Source organism: Micromonospora coerulea, assembly GCF_016598485.1.
Lineage (GTDB): Bacteria > Actinomycetota > Actinomycetes > Mycobacteriales > Micromonosporaceae > Micromonospora > Micromonospora coerulea.
This window is the reverse complement of the sequence record NZ_JAEMUW010000076.1, coordinates 1-1,965: the sequence shown is the minus strand read 5'-3', so window position 1 is coordinate 1,965 and position 1,965 is coordinate 1. Positions and strand designations below refer to the sequence as shown.

The following is a 1,965-nucleotide window of genomic DNA, read 5'->3' as shown; positions in this document are numbered from 1 at the left end:
GCAACGGGGTGCATCCGCAGACCGCGTATCGGTGGTTCCGCGAGGGGACGATGCGGGTGCCCGCTCGGCGTGTTCCGTCTGGCACGATCATGGTGGATGTAGCCGGTGGTGACATCCGGGGTCAGGTGGTTGTCTACGGCCGGGTGTCGTCGGCCGACCGGCGAGTCGACCTGGATCGGCAGGTAGCCCGTGTGACGGCATGGGCGACCGGGCGGGACATGGTGGTCTCCCGGGTGGTGACGGAGGTCGGGTCCGCGGTGAACGGCCGAGGCAAGGGGTTCCTCGGGCTGCTGCGCGACCCGAGCGTGACAACGGTCGTTGTGGAGCGCCGGGAGCGGTTCGCCCGGTTCGGTGGCGAGTGCGTCGAGGCGTCGCTAGCCGCGCAGGGACGTCGGCTGCTGGTGGTCGACCGGGCCGAGGTGGACGACGATCTGGTGGGGGACGTGACGGAGATCCTGACCGGCCTGTGTGTCCGGCTGCACGGTCGCCGCGGCGCAGCGAAGCGGGCCAGCCGCGCCGTGGCCGCCGCCACCGCCGGGGATCTCCCGTGAAACGGTACGAGCCGCCGGCCGGCTGGACTGTTCAGGCGTACAGGTTCGCTCTCGACCCGAGCGACGGGCAGGTGGCGGGTCTGCGCCGCAGCACCGGCGCGGCTCGGTTCGTTTACAACCACATGCTGCGGCGGGTCAGCGCGGTCAGGGCGCAACGCGCCGCGGAGGTCAGCTACGGGGTGGCCGAGGCGGATCTGACGCCGTGGCAGGGCTGGTCGCTGCCGGACCTACGCCGCACCTGGAACGAAATCAAGAGGTGGGTGGCGCCGTGGTGGGCGGAATGCTCCAAAGAGGCGTTCAACACCGGCTTGGCCAACCTGTCGGCGGCGTTGGGCAACTGGCGTGCCTGCCGTGCCGGTGCCCGCAAGGGCCGCCGGATGGGCTGGCCCCGGACCAAGCGGAAGCACGGCCGCAGGTCGGCCCGGTTCACCACGGGCGCGATCCGGGTGGACCCCGGCTACCGGCACGTGGTGTTGCCACGGCTGGGCCGCATCCGCACCCACGAGTCCACCCGTAAGCTGGGCCGGCGGGTGAAGGCTGGCACCGCGACGGTCCTGTCCGCGGCCGTCACCGAGACCGCCGGCAGGTGGTTCTGCTCGTTTCAGGTCGCGGTCAAACGCGCCGTGGGCCGTGCGGCGCACACGCCGAAAGCCGGTCGGATCGTCGGCGTGGACACCGGGATCAAGCACCTGGCGGTGCTGTCCACCGGCGAGCTGGTGCCCAACCCGGCACCGTTCAAGGCGGCGTTGAAGAAACTCGGCAAGGCCCAACGCCGGGCCGCCCGCCGAATCGGCCCGTACGACCCGGCCACCCGGCGTAAGCGGACCGCGTCCAATCGGTGGCAGCAGGCGCAGGACACCGTGGCCCGGCTGCACGCCACCGTCGCCGCTGTTCGCGCCGACTCGTGGCACCAACTCACCACCCGGCTGGCGCAACAGTTCACCACCGTCGTGGTCGAGGACCTGCACGTGGCCGGGATGGTCCGCAACCGTAAGCTGGCCAGGGCTTTGATCGACGCCGCCCCGGCGACCCTGCGCCGGCACCTCGGCTACAAGACCGGTTGGTACGGCAGCGTGTTGTACGTCGCCGACCGGTGGTACCCCAGCTCCAAAACGTGTTCAGGCTGTCAGACGGTGAAACCCAAGCTGTCACTGGCCGAACGCACCTTCAACTGCACCACGTGCGGACTGTCCCTTAACCGGGACGTCAACGCCGCACGTAACCTTGCCGGCCTAGTCCGGCACGTCGACCTGGAGTTGCCGGGCGACGCAAAAACAGGACGTGGAGCCCACGTAAGACCCGTAAGACCTGCACCCGCAGGCGAGGCAGCGGGCTGTGAAGCGTCAAGACCGGTCCATCCGGTCAACGCCGCCCGGCAACGGACGGCTGCCAATCGTGAGTCACGTTCACTCAC

Annotated in this window: 2 protein-coding genes; both read left to right on the top strand. The window is 70.1% G+C overall.

The annotated features are described in order from the left end of the window. On the top strand, positions 1–551 hold a 551-nt coding region (locus tag I8N68_RS32280), incomplete at its 5' end, for an IS607 family transposase (RefSeq protein WP_234041000.1). Beyond that, on the top strand, positions 548–1,965 hold a 1,418-nt coding region (tnpB, locus tag I8N68_RS32275; RefSeq protein WP_200216890.1), incomplete at its 3' end, for an IS607 family element RNA-guided endonuclease TnpB. The genes I8N68_RS32280 and tnpB, both read left to right, overlap by 4 nt.